This is a genomic window from Atlanticothrix silvestris CENA357, assembly GCF_016056295.1.
GTDB lineage: Bacteria > Cyanobacteriota > Cyanobacteriia > Cyanobacteriales > Nostocaceae > Atlanticothrix > Atlanticothrix silvestris.
In genome coordinates, this window is the sequence record NZ_JAECZB010000080.1 from 67,061 (window position 1) to 82,433 (window position 15,373).

Here is a 15,373-nt window from a genome sequence, read left to right on the forward strand (position 1 = left end):
TCCCTTTACCCTCGACTTAACGTTAGGGTAGCTCCCGTCGGGTCTCTGCACCTTCCCTCGATTTAAAATTGAATAGCAATCTTAAATTTTTGGGCTTGGCTCAGGATTGCCATGTCTGTCACCAGATTTAGGTTTCCCTGAGTTTGAGAGCTTACACTTGAGGGGTTTCTCCTTCAAGGCTCAGTTAACTAAGTCCGTAGCGTCTACCATTCCGCCACACCCCCTAACTTGTAGGGAGCCACTGATCTTTTTGGAAGCAGCAAATACCTCCTCATCTATTCCAGCATCAATTGTGTCTTTTGTGCAACTAAATTGAAAAAATTTTGTCTGTCATGAGCGATCATATTTTTTCGCAATCAATCCACATAATTATTTTTAGCTTTAGCTGACAAAAGCGTTTATTTGCTACTGGCTTTGATATTGTAGCATCATCGGAGTTTTAATCAAGACTTAAACTAAAAATTTCTGCACGCGATATTGTAAAAGCACAACAGCTATCCTTCCTCAGATGAGGCATTCAGCCTATGATGGGAAATAGATGCACCAAATGGTCTTGTCTACTTAGAGAAAAAATCTATGATTGTCGCCCTGTTGTATCTGGCTTTAGCTGGAGCTTATCTGTTAGTAGTCCCGGTTGCTATTTTGCTGTACCTCAAGCAGCGTTGGTATGTAGTTAGCTCCATTGAACGCACCTTTATGTACTTTCTGGTGTTCTTTTTCTTTCCAGGTTTGTTAGTTCTATCGCCGTTTTTGAATTTTCGACCTAGGCGGCGACAAATTGAAGTTTAAAGAGATTTGGTAGGTTATAACTCTCATGCGACGCATTGACGCTATTGGAATCGGCTTAGGTGTTTTTATTGCTGGCGGCTTAGCATATATAGGATTACAGTTAATCGGCTTAGACGTTCAACAGGCTGGCGTATGGAGCCAAGTCTTGCTAGTCTGTGGACTGATTGGCTGGTTAGCCACCTATATTTTTCGCGCTGTAGGTAAAAACATGACTTATCATCAACAGCGGGAACAGTATGAACAAGCCTTTTTCCAAAAGCGCCTAGAAGAACTTACTCCCGAAGAACTAGCAAAAATTCAAGCTGAGATAGAACAAGAAGAACAAACTCAGGTTTGATACTCCAGACCTTGTTGGCAAATAGGGGATAAAACCCCTTGTTTGCCTGCAACTAAGCCGTCACTGGAGATAAATATCTAAGATATTGCTAAAGCCCAGTTGTTTTATGGAACAAGATTCAGGAAATACTTTAAAAGTTGCTCAACAAGCATTCGAGTATTTTCAGCATGGTTTAGCAACGAGCGATTGGGAAGCATTTCTAGAAATGCTCACAGAAGACTTTACCTTTTGGTTCCCAACAGGGAAATTCCAGGGTTGGAATGTAGGAAAAGAGCAAGCTAGAGAATTTTTTGAATACGTATCAAAATCATTTCCAGGCGGAATCAGCTTAAATTTAGACCGCTTTACTTATAATGCAACAACGGTTGTATTTGAGTTTCAGGATCAGGGAGCTTTATTTGGACAGCCTTACAAAAATCGCGTAGCAGTTTCCTTTGATGTAGATGGAAACAAAATTTGTGGTTATCGAGAATATTTTGGTAGTGACGGTAGATCGTCTCAATAATGATAAATAAAAGTAGTAATTTATTTAGTTATTTTCAGCGTTGAATTCTTTGAATTCTCGGCATTTGGCTTCTGCTGCTTGATACGCTGCTAAATATTCTTGACCACCCAACATAACATCACCGTAATATTCGTAGGGTGTAGCACCATAAATTGGTAGCGGATCGTCTTCTGGATAATCTTCTTTTGATTCTTCTATTACTGCTTTAAGTTGTTTGATACTCAAGCTTTGGGCTGCAAAATACCAAAGTGCTTGGGGGTGTTTGTGCAGGTGTGGTAGCGTAGGATCGATAATGCGTATAACTTTGTCGTTATTAGAGACATCTTCTAGTTCAATCCAACTGTGTTCAATAGGTTGGTATGGTTTCTCGGCAATAGCTAAGAAACCCTGGACATACTTTGCTCCCTCTGTTGCTAATGCTGCTTTGTAAGCATTATCAAATGGCTGATTAGCCTTACTTTTGATGCTTTCAGCCACTTCAATTGAAAGCGTTTCATCTAATGCTTTATTCATCTACAGCCATAATTAGAGCGCCAACAATATGCTATCACTCCCCTACTCAAGGCAGCGAACGAGGATTTATACTTAATTGCGCCATAACTATTCCACGAATAACTGAGCGCGTTGTTAAGCTTGTTTTTATGCCTCCTAACTGTGGCACAATAAAGAATTGTAATAAAAAAATATTGTTAAGGTAGTTTAGTGACTCCAACTGCTCAATCCACGGCAAGTGCGCGTCGCGTGGTGTTTCCATTTACGGCAATTGTGGGCCAGGAAGAAATGAAACTGGCGCTGCTATTGAACGTGATTGATCCCAAAATCGGTGGTGTAATGATTATGGGCGATCGCGGCACTGGTAAATCCACAACTATTCGGGCACTGGCTGATCTATTGCCAGAAATCACTGTAGTGGCTAATGACCCTTTCAGCAGTGACCCCAACGACCCTGACGTGATGAGCGATGAAGTCCGTCAAAAGGTAGAACAAGGGTTAGAAATACCCGTGGAATTGAAAAAAGTTCAAATGGTAGACCTACCACTAGGAGCCACAGAAGACCGGGTTTGCGGCACTATCGACATCGAAAAAGCTTTGTCTGAGGGTGTGAAAGCCTTTGAACCAGGATTATTAGCCAAAGCTAACAGAGGCATCCTCTACGTGGATGAAGTCAACTTACTTGATGACCACCTCGTAGACGTATTACTCGATTCCGCAGCTAGTGGCTGGAACACCGTAGAACGGGAAGGAATTTCTATCCGCCATCCAGCACGTTTTGTGCTTGTAGGTTCTGGAAACCCAGAAGAAGGCGAATTACGTCCTCAATTACTTGACCGCTTTGGGATGCACGCAGAAATTCACACGGTTAAAGAACCAGTTTTACGGGTAGAAATAGTGGAGCAACGGTCAGAATTTGACCAAAATCCTCCCATTTTCTTAGAAAAGTACAAAACCCAACAAGAAGCACTACAACATAAAATTGTCAATGCCCAAAAGCTATTGCCAGAAGTGAAACTGGATTATGACCTGCGGGTGAAAATTTCTGAAGTCTGCTCAGAACTGGATGTAGATGGTTTACGGGGTGATATTGTTACTAACCGTGCGGCTAAAGCCTTAACAGCTTATGAAGGACGTACCGAAGTCACAGTTGATGATATCCGGCGCGTGATTACTTTATCTCTGCGTCACAGACTGCGGAAAGACCCCTTAGAATCTATAGACTCTGGCTACAAAGTAGAAAAAGCTTTTGCTCGTGTCTTTGGTGTGGAATTAACAGACGATGATGCTGCACAAAAAAATGGCGCGGGTCAAATAAAGACAGGTATTCGTTAATTGAAGTGAGGTATTTAGTCAGTGGTCAGTGGTCAGTGGTCAGTGGTAAAGACAAAACAACCATAGGAATATGATTTGATCAATCAAATTATTTACTTAGGTAATCAAGAGGCAATGCTTCTCAAAAATCAAATACTAGTCTTATAACAACTAACAACTAACAACTGACAACTGACAACTAACAACTGACAACTAACAACAAACTCAGCAACCAATTATGAGATTGTGGAACTTCTGGTTAAACAGCTTTATTTTAGCTAGCCAATACAATCCACCCAGGTTTGTAGAATTATTAATGCTGATGCTAGCGATCGCCATGTTAGCAATTGCGACAATTTCACCGGATATACCGTATCTTGTATTAGGCTTGAGCCTTGTAGTTGGAGCATCTATTTCTATTTTAGTACGAGAGGCGATCGCTCCCTCACCCCAAACACGAGTTACCCAATTTACAGCATTATTATTGCTCTTTATTAGCCTGTATGGCTTTGCTGATTTACTTCAAACTCTTTAAACTAGTCAGTTGTCAGTTGTTATTGACCGCTAACTGCTAACTCCAACCCTGCATTTCTACTAATTCCATACATAATTCATTAATTTGTTCTAAATCAGGTCTTGGAGGCAGAGTTGATTTTTCGTAAACAAATTCCATTTGAGCAACTAAATCTTCTGCCATCTTCATCACCTCTTCATAAGAATACTCACCTTTGAGGATGGCTTTTAAATCTTCAACATCACCAGCTATTCTTCTATCTACAATTAGTTGCCCTTGCTGCAATATTTCTAATCCACTGCGGAGTAATCTAATGCAGTGCATCCCGTGTTTAAGGTCAAATCCCGATTTTCTTTCCATTTCTGCCCTAGCTGGATTTCTGTTTTCCTGCCACGATAAGTAAGCTTTCCATTCTCTCAAAGCTACTTGATAATTTTGACTTTTTTGCAGCAAGCGAATAAAATCTTTGCGGCTATTGGTTAACTTTTGGGTATATTCTAAAGTTGTATCAGGTAAAGTATATTGTTTTAAAACTCCTTTAAAATCAATATCTGCCGTTAGCAATTGGTATAATTGCTCCGCTTCCTCTAAAAATTCAATTTTTCCCCTAATTAAATTATAAAGATACTCCAAAAACGCATGTAGCTCATCTTTGATCAAAACTGCTTCATCTTCTATGCCAAAGTCAGATGGTAGTGGCTTCTTTTGCGGTGGATTTAACAACCACTTACGATGAGTTTCCATCTTTTTAATTTGGGCAAATGCATAACCAGAGTAAGTATGCTTGACTTTCTTACTTAAGAACAGCTTTTTGTGTTTAATTAAGTATTGTCCAACTGGGGTTACAACAGGATAAGTATTTAACCACAGCAATTCTAAAACATTGGGATTTGCCCCTGATAATAATTGCAGAATTTTCTTTAATTCATATATAACTGTGTCTTTATTACCATCAATAAAGGGAAATATACCAGGTTCATCCCAACCTGTATCTTGCTGTTCTATGCGATCAAATCCTAAATAATACCTTTTAGGTGCAATAAATATTCCCCGAAAATCTAAATCAGAATCAGGACGATTTAATCCATAGGCATGGCTACCTGCCAAACCAATCAAAATAGTTCTTTGTTCAACTTCTATTCTTTTTATATTCATAAATTAAAATATATTGCTATTACTAATTAAATTAAAGTCCTAATTTTGCTTTGACTACTACCTCATCTTTAAAGCCTACCAGTATTGCTGTTCCATTTTTAACAAAAAGCGGACGTTTGAGCAGCATTGCGTCGTTAACAAATGCCTCAATCCACTGTTCGTCAGTCCAAGTTTTCTTTTCATTTCCTAAAGCGCGATAGGATTGACCGGAAGTATTTCGCATAGCAACAGAACCCAAAGATTTCACCCAGTTTTGAATCATCTCACGCTTAGGTGGAGTATCTTTGATATTGATAAACTCATAGTCAATGCCATTGGTCTTTAGCCAGTTAAAAGTTTTTTGGCAAGTGCCGCAGTTGGGAATTCCGTAGACTTGAACGGACATAAAGTAGTTAAGCAACAATTTCTATATATGACATAGTTGGTGTAACTTCTGCCACTAATGTTCCCATTGCTGGTTATTATCACTATGAGGTTGTCATTATTGTCGCCAAGGTCACTGGCACTACTAACCTCATAATTGCGTCAACTACCTTGCGGCTAAATTACTGTATCAGTTTTCCTGATATAGCAATTTAACGTTTATATGGAATGAAATATAACCTATTAACCTTATTGAGTAAGTACAAATCATGACAACTGAGTTTTGGGAAAAAAGTATAGAATTTAATGCGACCCTAACTAACTTACTATTTAAGCCTATGCGTAGAGGCCTGCTCTTGTGTCGTAGCAAACTACGTAAAGTATCTGTTAGAGTTACAGCTAGTCGCCAGACATCGCCTTTCATCTGTCAAGGTTGGTGGCTTTTGAGAAAGCGTCTGCTGCCATTGTTATGTCTGATGTCATTCTTTGTGGTATTGCTACTCAACAGTTTCACCCCTGCTGTTGCCCAATTACCTCCTCAACCTCGTCAAGAAATTCGGGGGGTGTGGCTCAGTGGTAACGATTTTAGCGTTTTCAGAAATCGCTCAAAGATGCAAGCAGCCATGAGCCAACTGCGGCAGCTAAACTTTAACACTGTTTATCCAGTAGTGTGGAACGATGGCTATACACATTACCCCAGTGCCGTCATGCAAAAGAAGGGCATTCCCTTCTTCTTCAAGGGAACAGATGGACAAGATGTGATTGCAGACATTATCAGCCAAGCCCGCAGAGAAGGACTACTAGCAATACCTTGGTTTGAATTTGGTTTCATGGTTCCTCTGACTTCCGAACTCGCATCCCAGCATCCAGATTGGCTGACACAAAAGCGGGATGGGACTCAAACTTCAATTAGTGCTGCGGGTGAAGTAGCGTGGTTGAATCCGTTTCATCCCGAAGTGCAAAAGCTTATCACCGAACTCGTGATGGAAGTCATTACTAAATACGATGCTGATGGCGTTCAATTTGACGACCATACGAGTTTACCTATAGATTTTGGTTACGATAAATACACGATTAATTTATATACTCAAGAAACTGGTAATCCTCCCCCACCCAATCCCCAAGCCCAAGCATGGATAAAATGGCGGGCAGATAAAATCACTGCATTCATGGTAGACCTCCACCAAACCGTGAAAGCCAGAAAACCGAATGCTATCTTCTCAGTTTCTCCTAATTATTATGATTTCGCCTACAAGTTGCAACTACAAGACTGGCTCAACTGGGTACGGTTGGGTATTGTCGATGAGTTAGTCATGCAGGTGTACCGTAATGATTTGGAAAGTTTTATCGCTCAAATTAATCGCCCAGAAATTTTAGAAACACAACAAGTTATCCCAACTGGTATCGGTATTATGGCGGGGTTACGAAATCGCCCAGTTTCCATGCCACAAATACAATCCCAGGTAGAAGCAGCGCAGCAACGCGGTTTAGGTATCGGCTTTTTTTACTATGAAAGCCTTTGGGATATCGCGCCTGAACCAGCAGCGCAACGACAGTCAGCATTTGCGGCTCTTTTCCCAAATTCAGCGTTGCGCGATATCTCTCAAAATACACCCCGTAAGCCAACTTTTGATACTATATCCCTACCTTTATACACAAAACCTTCCCTCGGTCAACGGGTTCGCGGCTATTTTCTGGAAATGGCGATCGCAGGTGGTCAACCAAGACGTATCTTATTAGATACAGGGTCAGCAGGACTGCGAGTTCCCAAAGAATTTTTAGGTAATTCTCCTATTCAAAGAACAGGCCAAAATATCAAGGAAGTATTAAGTGATGGTACTATCCTGGAAGGAGAATTAGTTTATGCTAATGTCCGGTTTGGTTTGCTTCCCGCCGCAGAACCCGTTCCCGTACAGGTTGTTACCAGTCGCAAATGCACTGCCCAAAAGCCTAATTGTTCAGCAAAGAATGGTGTGCCATTTCCTGGTATTATCGGTGTCAACTATTTTGAAAAGTCACTTCCCTATAATCCATTGAGGAAATTACCAGGCAATCTGAGTAATGGATTTATCGTAATTGGAAACGGTGGTAATAATAACAATGGCAGCCTAATTCTCGGTTTAACTGCTGGTAATCAAGCAGGTTTTAAAATGGCTGCTTGGAATCCACAAAGCGAAATTAATGGTGTACCCGGTAAGAGATGGGACTCTCGACTGAGCAAAGTTTGTTTAACTCTTGCTGGGAGTTCTGCTAAAAATTCTTGTAATGGCACAATGATTACTGATACTGGAACTATTAATGGTTTGACTGAATTCAAGTCAGCTATTACAGCAGGTAAACTCAAACCAGGAGTATTACGCTCAACAAATGCTGTCAAAGTAGCAATTAATGGCATTTTTGATTATAGTTTGACACCAGGAAATCGCGACGGATTTAATCGCTGGAATTTGAGTATCTCGCCACAGACAGAACCTCCTATATTTGTAAATACTGGCATCGCATTTTTTGATAAATACGATGTACTTTTTGACCAAGTTAATGGAAGACAGGGTTTTCGCGCTCGGCGGTAAGAGAAATACCGGGCGATTTGAAATCGCGCGGTGTTTCTTCCAAAAGTGGATGCTCCCTGTTTTTTATTTGATAATTTTATAGTTGTTTGATATCTACTTAATAATTACTCTGCGAGAAATAACTGAACTTTATATTTGATAATCTACTTTTAGATCTTCAGCAGTAGTTTAAAAACAGAGGAAATTTCTTTATTATCTCTTGAATTAAATATCATTAGTTGTACCAATGTAGTAACAGTTTAAATGATTGATATTAGAAAAGTAGTTCACGAACCTAACTTGTCTAATATTATGAATAAAAAATGGGCTATTAAACGAATTACAATCAATCTCACATCAGGTGAAGCACAGAAATTGGAAAAATATTGCTCAATGACTGGTAGACCAGCAACTGATGTAATTAGGGAATTAATTCGCTCTCTTTCTACTGAAGATGAACAACAAAAAGCCTAAAATATAGAAAACTATATTTGATCAAAGCTCAATCAAGGTAGATATTTATCAACTGCTTTACTTAATGAATTTATTTGGCGTTAGTTTCTCTACCGCCAATGAGAAAGATTAGTATCACGTCGTTTGGCTGTAATACGATCTGCATTATCTTTTACGATTTAGCTTCCTAATTCCCCAAATTTCGGACTCCACCAACCTTTGGCTGTGTTGAAATAAGCCACATCTTTATGTTTTTTATCCTGGCGAGACTGCGGATTTGAACACCGGAGCATCGTCTTTTTTTGCCCATCCTTGGTATAACTGTATTGCTCTAAAGGCTTTTTACACACGGGGCAGGGATATGAAGTTATTGAAGAAGGAAGCTTTTGCTGACTTCCACTTTCTTTGCTCTGAGGTGTTGACCAAGACTTACTGCGATCGCTCCAAAACAGCACAATGTTTTCACAGCCGCTTGTGCATTTGAGAAAGTACTTCTTTTTGACTTTAGTACTTGGAATTTTGGACAGAGCATTGTTACATTGTGGGCAACGAGACTTAGAAGTTTCATATTTGCGCTCTTTGGTAACAGATGTATTTGTGCCACTGATTACCACAGTTTTAGCTTTTGCTAATGCCGGAACAAAGTAATCTTGATTCCAAGCGTTTAAGTATTGCTGCCATCCTTGCTTACCAAGAGCGATCGCATCCAAAGCGTCTTCCATCTTTGCAGTAAATTCTGCCTCCAACAAATCAGGTAAAGCTTTCTGCAAAAAAGCGTCAACCTCTAACCCCAAAGCTGTTGGTTGCAGGTGGTCTTTCGCTAACTGCACATAATCGCGCTTTTTGAGGGTGGCGACAGTGGGGGCATAAGTACTGGGACGACCAATGCCTTTGCGCTCCATTAGTTGTACCAGCTTTGGTTCACTGTAGCGTGGTGGCGGTTGAGTTTGTTTCTTCTCATGCCCTGCATTGTCCAGAACTAGAGCTTGTGCTTGCTGCAAAGTAGGCAGAACGCTATCTTTGCTGAGATTATTCCAGTACCGGGCGTAACCGTAAAACTCAATAACCTGCCCTCTAGCTTGCCATAACAGATTTCCCGACTGAGTAATTACCAAAGTTTTACGCAGTTGGGCAGCTTTACACTGGGAAGCGATCGCTCGTTTCCAAATCATCACGTACAAATTAAACTCATCAGCCGAAATTTCCTCTCGTAGCTGGGTACTTGGGCGAAAAACATCTGTGGGACGAATTGCCTCGTGTGCTTCTTGAGCCGATTTGCTACTACGATGTTTTGCCACCTGCTGCGGTACATTCTGCGGATCGTTTTGCTCCAACCACTTACGGGCACTAGTACAAAATTCAGGACTTAGCATCACCGAATCTGTCCGCATATATGTAATTAACCCAGCCTCATATAGCTTTTGAGCAACCTGCATGGTTTTATCTGGAGAAAACCTCAGTTTAGAACCGGCCGCTTGCTGAAGGGTAGAGGTAGTAAATGGTGGTGGTGGTTGACGATGAACAGTTTTACCCTCAACTTGGATAACTTGATGCGGATACTGCCGTGCCTCTTCCACTAACCTTGTGGCTTCTGCCTCAGACAGCACACGCTTTGATTCTGGCACTTGTTTACTATTACCTGCTGCATCATCATTAGCTTCAATCTCTTGCTCTGTAGCATCTGACCGAGAGTCAGTTGTTCCGTTGTAAAAAGCGCGGAATCCTTCAGCGTAATCAACCCAGACATTCCAGTAGTCCTGGGGGACAAAAACTTGGATTTCTCTTTCTCGTTGGCAGATGAGATGTAATGTGGCACTTTGGACTCTGCCAACACTTTTCGCTCCGTTGTTTAATGCCCAAACCAAAGGACTGCCCTTGTAACCCACCAATTTATCAAGACAATCTCGGCATAGTCCCGCACCAACCAAGTTGAAATCGAGTTTTCTAAAACTAGCGATCGCATTCCTAACCGCGGATGCTGTAATCTCTGTGTAAACGACACGTTTTGGATCTCTCAACCCCAACACTTCTTTAAGATGCCAAGCGATCGTTTCTCCCTCGCGGTCTGGGTCAGTTGCTAAAATCACTTCATCAACTTGCTTAACTGCGGCTTTGAGTTTCTGAATAGTTTCTTTGGCTCGTTGATCACGAGGAACATAGTTGCATCGTACACTACCTCCATTCATGCTGAAGCCTAATGAATCATCGCCTTCATTACTCAGTTCTCGAATGTGTCCACAACTAGCACGAACAATCCAATCACTACCCAGAATTTGACTGAGTTTTTTGACTTTACCGGGAGATTCGACTACAAGAAGGCGCTTCGGCATGGCAGATGAACTGTGGATGCTTTATGTTCAGTGCTTTTTAAAGCAAGCTATTATATTTTATTGTTATACAGTTTTTAACATAAGGCGATCGCGGATAATTATAATCAAGCAACTTTCTGTAGTTATTATTGTAATTGACTTTAATTATCTTTAAACTCTGACTCTCTGCGTCTCTGTCTTGAAAAGTTTGTTACGGAGGGAAACCCTCCTGACAACTTTTCGCTGCGTCTCTGCGTGCAATAAATTCATCCAGTAATTAATGTTATTTTCCCAAGTGCATAGATTTTTAACTGCTTTTATTGACGAAACATCTGCTAATCGTCAGCAAAAAATTTCTAGACAAACTTTATTTTGGTTAACTCTAAGCCTAGGATTTGCAATATATTACGGAATTTTAGGATTACAAAAAGCCTTCAGAGGCGAGTATGTTGTTCAAGATGATGCGCGAGAGTATGTATTTTGGATGCAACGGTTTGTTAATCCAGAATTATTACCCCATGATTTAATTGCAGATTATTTCAAATCGATCACGCCATTAGGATTTGCTGCTGTTTATAAATTAATGGCGAGTTTAGGCATTGATCCTTTATTGCTGAGTAAAATCTTGCCCATTTGTTTAGGGTTGATTACCAGCATCTATTGTTTTTGGCTATGTCTGGAAATTTTTCCTGTACCACTTGCAGGATTTATTAGTACTTTGTTGCTGAATCAAAGTCTTTGGTTTAAAAGTGACTTGGTTTCTGCTACGCCTAAAGCTTTTGTATATCCATTGTTATTGGCATTTTTGTACTATATTTTACGCAAATCTTGGCTGGCAATATGTTTCATAATTTTGCTGGAAGGACTGTTTTACCCTCCCCTCTTATTGATTTGCGTGGGAATTTTATTCATGCGATCGCGCGGTCATTATTTATGGGTGTTAGCCATACTGGGACTGGCATTTATAGTCATGTTACCTTATGCGATCGCTTCTGCTGAATTTGGGCCAGTTGCCACTGCTTCTCAAGCCTGGAAAATGCCAGAATATTGGCCAGGAGGACGGCATCCTTTTTTTGATCCTAATCCTTGGCGATTTTGGTTAATAGGGCAACATAGCGGCATATTGCCACCGTTGATGCCTCCCTTAATTTGGTTGGGTTTATTATTACCATTAGTAGTTAAATATTCATCCCGGTTTCCGTTAATTAATCTGATTAAAAATAAAATTAAAATATTACCTCAAATCATTATAGTATCCTTAAGTTTATTTTTTGCTGCCCATTCTTTACTGTTAAAACTGTTTTTTCCTACCCGCTATACAATTCATACGCTGCGGATTGTCATGGCTATTGCCGCAGGTATTGCTTTAACTGCTATGTTTGATAGCTTTTTGCGTGCTTATCAGCAAAAATCTCAAAGATGGCAACTAATATTGACAGTAATTTTAGCTGTTGTACTGCTTTTTTATCCTAATTTTTCAGGACGCTTCCCTACAACCGACTATAGGCAATCTGGAGAAGTATCTCTATACAAATTTCTCCAACAAAAACCCCAAGATATTATGATTGCAACTCTTGCTGATGAAGCTGATAACATCCCGACTTTTACTCAAAGGTCTATTTTAGTGGGTAGAGAATATGCCCTGCCTTTTCATCTTGGTTATTATTCTCAGATTCGCCAACGCACCTCTGATTTGATTGATGCTCAGTATAGTCCAGATTTAGTAGCGGCAAAGCAGCTAATTCAAAAGTATAAAGTCAGTTTTTGGTTAGTAGAACATACAGCCTTTCAACCTGAATATTTGACTAAAAAAACTTGGTTGGAAAGTTTTCAACCAGCATTTAAAAAAGCTTTAAACAGTTTAGAACAAGATAATACGCCAGCCTTAGCAAAGTTAATAAAACACTGTTCCGTTTTGGAAACAGAGCAATTTACCTTGTTAAAAACAGAATGTATTGTAAATTAACATGAATTCGATGAACCTCTTCCTAACCCCTCTCCGACACAGAGAGGGGCAGAAAATTTACTAGTTTGGAACGAAAAAATCAAACTTTCAAAAAGAATCAACAGTTATTATTCTTTTGTGTGGTGATGATAAAAGCACTCAAGAAAAAGATATTGTCAAAGCAAAAGAATATTGGGAAGGCATCGCAATAAATCCAGTCTGCGATCGATTAACAGGTATATATCAATATTATCGGTTTAACCAAGCTTCTAAATCAGCAACATTAGAAAAATCTAGCAATGCCTCTCCTAAATTCTCTAATTGTTCAATTGATAAGCCTTTAATTCGCTCGATTAATGATACATCAATCTCACCAATACGACGATTGAGTAGGCGTAGAACTAAACGTTGCTCTCCTGACTGTACAGCTTGCTCTCTGTCTCTTTGATAAAGTGGTTCTAGTCGCATAATTAACTCCCTATCATCTGCTTCTAGTTCTTGATTGACTCTCAAATTTTCGCGCAAGTTATAAACTAATTCCAGGGTTGCTTTTTGGTATGGATGATTTAATGGTAACGCTTGCAACTCGATAATCGCTTGTGACTGCACGCTTCCCCTTCCCAAAAGTCTTAACCACAAAGTCTCCGGTGTTTGCGGTAGTTGGTGTATTGCCACAATTGCTGTCCGCAAAGCATCTGGCAGAAAATGTACTCCTGATAACCAACCATCTTTTTGCATAGTTCCAAAGCTAGATAATCTAGTTTCAGATACCGTTGGAGTCAGCACCCACAGCTGGGGAATTTCTGAGTCTTGAAGTTTGGTTTTATTAGCTTTCGCTTCTCGTCGCAGAGAAGCTTTGACTTCTAATAATTTTAGAATACAATCGCATATCTCATCGCTAGAAGCTGGATTACGGTAAGGTTCTATTATGGCAGGATTTTCCGCAAATCTTCCTAGCAAACCCAGCACTTGTAAATTAGAGTTTTGCTGTTTAGCCGGAGTGAATAAAACATCTATTTCTTTAATCTCTCCTGAGACTTTCTCTGATGCTTTGACTTCTCCGTAATCTTTTAATAATTCTTCTAAATAGTCTTTGGCGAATTGATCATGTATAAACCGGGTCATGCAATTTTAAGATTGCGGAAGTTCTGTATTAATTCCCAGATTATATAGCAACACTGAACTATTTGTTATGGCATAGATCCCCGACTTCTTGAAGAAGTCGGGGATCTGGAAACTTGTGTAACTATTATTAGGCAGTCATTGTATTTTCATCTAATGTTTTCTCTGCATTAGATTTCAAGCGTGTCAATCTGCTTTTACGGACGCGATCGCTATCTCGAACACCACCTGCGAGTTCATATTCATTGCTGTTTTTGCCATACCGGAAACGAACACCCATCAACATTTTGTCAGAAACTTGATTTAAGGTTTTTTCTACTGCATCCAGCCTGATTTTAGAAGAATCAACCATCGCTAAAGCAGCGTTATAATCATCAAGCATTTTTTGAACCTGTTCGATTAATTGCGTCAGGTTTTGCAAGTTGCAATTATCATCAAAACTGATATTAGGATCAATAGCTTTTAGTCCCGCAACTCTAAATTCAGCTTTTTTTAGAATTTGAGAACTACGTTTTTTACGAGGCATAATTTTACACTTTTAAATGCTCTACAGAGCTATTTTGGCTCAATTAACCTGTTTTCTAGTTCAGCAAAAAGCGCATTTTTTGCGGTACAAGTTTTTCTGGATGTGCGTGATTTATCGGAGTTGAATTACAGATTGCATTTTTACTTCATAGTTAACTGCGATCGCAGAGTTTGAAAAAATCATAATCGCATCTTCAATTTCTAGAATACAGTACAATATTTTGTATAATTCACGGCAATCGTTTAGGTCAGGTTGATGAGTCCGTCACTTAAAAAAATTTTAAGCGAGATTGAGCAATTGACTCCAGAAGAGCAATTGACAGTGATGGGGCATTTAGTAGAGCGTGTAAAAAAGCACGTTACTCAAGCACCAGCAAAACGCAAGTGGAGCGACTTAAAAGGTATGGCTTCCTATCCGCTTTTTGGTGAAGATGCTCAAGAGTGGGTTTCGCGGAGTCGGCGGGAAGGTGATGAGTATCGAGAAAGGTTCTTACGGACACAGGAATGAAGATTAGTGATGCTTTAAACGGAGTTTCTCACTTATTTCTCGATACCGCACCTGTGATTTATTTTGTAGAACGGAATCCGCAATTTGTCGATTTAATTGATCAAATTTTTGAACGTTTAGATAATGACATTACAGCAGTAACATCTGGGATAACCTTGTCAGAGTGTTTAGTAGGTGCTATGCGTCTGGGGTTAGCAGATTTAGAGCAGGCTTTTGTTGACGTGTTGCAACAAGATGAAGTGGTTTTTGTGGAGATTAATGCTGTTATTGCACGAGAAGCAGCGAGAATGAGAGTACGTTATAACCTTCAGTTACCCGATGCATTGCAGGTAGCAGCAGCTTTAATGGCTAGTTGTGAAGCTTTTTTAACCACTGAGGTGCAGGAGGTAGCAGAAAAATTTTGTCAAGCGAATTGCTATAACCCCGCAGTGCCAGGTATCGGAATAATGAAATGTTGATTATACCGTTCATCTGGGGTTTGTAAGAAATCTTT

At 39.9% G+C, this 15,373-nt stretch carries 16 protein-coding genes; 10 read left to right on the forward strand and 6 right to left on the reverse strand.

Going from position 1 to position 15,373, the window contains the following annotated elements:
• The first annotated feature begins 576 nt into the window (after positions 1-576).
• The 3 genes from ndhL (at position 577) to I8751_RS20325 (ending at position 1,631) form a co-directional block, all read left to right on the forward strand.
• Complete coding sequence (gene ndhL / locus I8751_RS20315; protein WP_214440921.1) at positions 577-789, forward strand: NAD(P)H-quinone oxidoreductase subunit L; 213 nt, start codon at positions 577-579, stop codon at positions 787-789.
• A 25-nt stretch (positions 790-814) separates the two neighbouring features.
• Entirely contained in the window at positions 815-1,126 is a 312-nt protein-coding gene (locus I8751_RS20320; protein ID WP_214440922.1) for a DUF3007 family protein, read from the forward strand.
• Between the two features lie 106 nt (positions 1,127-1,232).
• The gene (locus I8751_RS20325) at positions 1,233-1,631 is read left to right on the forward strand and encodes a nuclear transport factor 2 family protein (protein WP_214440923.1); all 399 of its coding nucleotides are present in this window, start codon (positions 1,233-1,235) and stop codon (positions 1,629-1,631) included.
• Between the two features lie 24 nt (positions 1,632-1,655).
• Here the strand turns inward: I8751_RS20325 and I8751_RS20330 are convergent, their stop codons facing one another.
• Entirely contained in the window at positions 1,656-2,144 is a 489-nt protein-coding gene (locus I8751_RS20330) for a hypothetical protein (RefSeq protein ID WP_214440924.1), read from the reverse strand.
• A gap of 189 nt (positions 2,145-2,333) precedes the next feature.
• On the opposite strand from I8751_RS20330, the gene bchI reads away from it, so the two are divergent.
• Positions 2,334-3,458: a magnesium chelatase ATPase subunit I gene (gene bchI, locus I8751_RS20335; RefSeq protein ID WP_214440925.1), complete on the forward strand. Its 1,125-nt coding sequence runs from the start codon at positions 2,334-2,336 to the stop codon at positions 3,456-3,458.
• Positions 3,459-3,675: 217 nt separating this feature from the next.
• A complete protein-coding gene (locus I8751_RS20340) occupies positions 3,676-3,972 on the forward strand; it encodes a hypothetical protein (protein WP_214440926.1) in 297 nt (98 codons plus the stop codon).
• 36 nt (positions 3,973-4,008) lie between these two features.
• Here I8751_RS20340 and I8751_RS20345 read toward each other — a convergent pair whose 3' ends face one another.
• Both I8751_RS20345 and I8751_RS20350 read right to left on the reverse strand, forming a co-directional pair.
• The gene (locus I8751_RS20345; protein ID WP_214440951.1) at positions 4,009-5,100 is read right to left on the reverse strand and encodes a nucleotidyltransferase domain-containing protein; all 1,092 of its coding nucleotides are present in this window, start codon (positions 5,098-5,100) and stop codon (positions 4,009-4,011) included.
• A gap of 37 nt (positions 5,101-5,137) precedes the next feature.
• The gene (locus I8751_RS20350; protein WP_214440927.1) at positions 5,138-5,491 is read right to left on the reverse strand and encodes a Spx/MgsR family RNA polymerase-binding regulatory protein; all 354 of its coding nucleotides are present in this window, start codon (positions 5,489-5,491) and stop codon (positions 5,138-5,140) included.
• A gap of 247 nt (positions 5,492-5,738) precedes the next feature.
• Between I8751_RS20350 and I8751_RS20355 the strand changes: the two genes are divergently transcribed.
• Both I8751_RS20355 and I8751_RS20360 read left to right on the forward strand, forming a co-directional pair.
• Entirely contained in the window at positions 5,739-8,039 is a 2,301-nt protein-coding gene (locus I8751_RS20355; RefSeq protein ID WP_214440928.1) for a glycoside hydrolase family 10 protein, read from the forward strand.
• Between the two features lie 291 nt (positions 8,040-8,330).
• Positions 8,331-8,492: a ribbon-helix-helix domain-containing protein gene (locus I8751_RS20360; RefSeq protein ID WP_214440952.1), complete on the forward strand. Its 162-nt coding sequence runs from the start codon at positions 8,331-8,333 to the stop codon at positions 8,490-8,492.
• Positions 8,493-8,650: 158 nt separating this feature from the next.
• Here I8751_RS20360 and topA read toward each other — a convergent pair whose 3' ends face one another.
• The gene (gene topA / locus I8751_RS20365; protein WP_214440929.1) at positions 8,651-10,801 is read right to left on the reverse strand and encodes a type I DNA topoisomerase; all 2,151 of its coding nucleotides are present in this window, start codon (positions 10,799-10,801) and stop codon (positions 8,651-8,653) included.
• A gap of 259 nt (positions 10,802-11,060) precedes the next feature.
• Here topA and I8751_RS20370 point away from each other — a divergent pair, with 259 nt between their 5' ends.
• A complete protein-coding gene (locus tag I8751_RS20370) occupies positions 11,061-12,746 on the forward strand; it encodes a hypothetical protein (RefSeq protein ID WP_214440930.1) in 1,686 nt (561 codons plus the stop codon).
• Positions 12,747-12,974: 228 nt separating this feature from the next.
• Here the strand turns inward: I8751_RS20370 and I8751_RS20375 are convergent, their stop codons facing one another.
• The gene (locus tag I8751_RS20375; RefSeq protein WP_214440931.1) at positions 12,975-13,850 is read right to left on the reverse strand and encodes a DUF4351 domain-containing protein; all 876 of its coding nucleotides are present in this window, start codon (positions 13,848-13,850) and stop codon (positions 12,975-12,977) included.
• A gap of 127 nt (positions 13,851-13,977) precedes the next feature.
• Positions 13,978-14,373 carry a hypothetical protein gene (locus tag I8751_RS20380; RefSeq protein WP_214440932.1) on the reverse strand — a complete coding sequence of 132 codons (396 nt, stop codon included), beginning with the start codon at positions 14,371-14,373 and terminating at the stop codon, positions 13,978-13,980.
• A gap of 255 nt (positions 14,374-14,628) precedes the next feature.
• On the opposite strand from I8751_RS20380, the gene I8751_RS20385 reads away from it, so the two are divergent.
• Positions 14,629-14,880 (forward strand): hypothetical protein, encoded by a 252-nt coding sequence (locus tag I8751_RS20385; protein WP_214440933.1) that lies wholly within the window; start codon positions 14,629-14,631, stop codon positions 14,878-14,880.
• A complete protein-coding gene (locus I8751_RS20390; protein WP_214440934.1) occupies positions 14,877-15,338 on the forward strand; it encodes a type II toxin-antitoxin system VapC family toxin in 462 nt (153 codons plus the stop codon). The genes I8751_RS20385 and I8751_RS20390 overlap by 4 nt, the downstream gene beginning before the upstream one ends.
• Positions 15,339-15,373 lie beyond the last annotated feature (35 nt).

Excerpts from the sequence above, each read along its gene's own strand:
- ndhL (WP_214440921.1), top strand. The coding sequence starts at position 577 with ATGATTGTCGCCCTGTTGTATCTGGCTTTAGCTGGAGCTTATCTGTTA.
- I8751_RS20320 (WP_214440922.1), top strand. The coding sequence starts at position 815 with ATGCGACGCATTGACGCTATTGGAATCGGCTTAGGTGTTTTTATTGCT.
- I8751_RS20325 (WP_214440923.1), top strand. The coding sequence starts at position 1,233 with ATGGAACAAGATTCAGGAAATACTTTAAAAGTTGCTCAACAAGCATTC.
- I8751_RS20330 (WP_214440924.1), bottom strand. The coding sequence starts at position 2,144 with ATGAATAAAGCATTAGATGAAACGCTTTCAATTGAAGTGGCTGAAAGC.
- I8751_RS20340 (WP_214440926.1), top strand. The coding sequence starts at position 3,676 with ATGAGATTGTGGAACTTCTGGTTAAACAGCTTTATTTTAGCTAGCCAA.
- I8751_RS20350 (WP_214440927.1), bottom strand. The coding sequence starts at position 5,491 with ATGTCCGTTCAAGTCTACGGAATTCCCAACTGCGGCACTTGCCAAAAA.
- I8751_RS20355 (WP_214440928.1), top strand. The coding sequence starts at position 5,739 with ATGACAACTGAGTTTTGGGAAAAAAGTATAGAATTTAATGCGACCCTA.
- I8751_RS20360 (WP_214440952.1), top strand. The coding sequence starts at position 8,331 with ATGAATAAAAAATGGGCTATTAAACGAATTACAATCAATCTCACATCA.
- topA (WP_214440929.1), bottom strand. The coding sequence starts at position 10,801 with ATGCCGAAGCGCCTTCTTGTAGTCGAATCTCCCGGTAAAGTCAAAAAA.
- I8751_RS20370 (WP_214440930.1), top strand. The coding sequence starts at position 11,061 with ATGTTATTTTCCCAAGTGCATAGATTTTTAACTGCTTTTATTGACGAA.
- I8751_RS20375 (WP_214440931.1), bottom strand. The coding sequence starts at position 13,850 with ATGACCCGGTTTATACATGATCAATTCGCCAAAGACTATTTAGAAGAA.
- I8751_RS20380 (WP_214440932.1), bottom strand. The coding sequence starts at position 14,373 with ATGCCTCGTAAAAAACGTAGTTCTCAAATTCTAAAAAAAGCTGAATTT.
- I8751_RS20385 (WP_214440933.1), top strand. The coding sequence starts at position 14,629 with ATGAGTCCGTCACTTAAAAAAATTTTAAGCGAGATTGAGCAATTGACT.
- I8751_RS20390 (WP_214440934.1), top strand. The coding sequence starts at position 14,877 with ATGAAGATTAGTGATGCTTTAAACGGAGTTTCTCACTTATTTCTCGAT.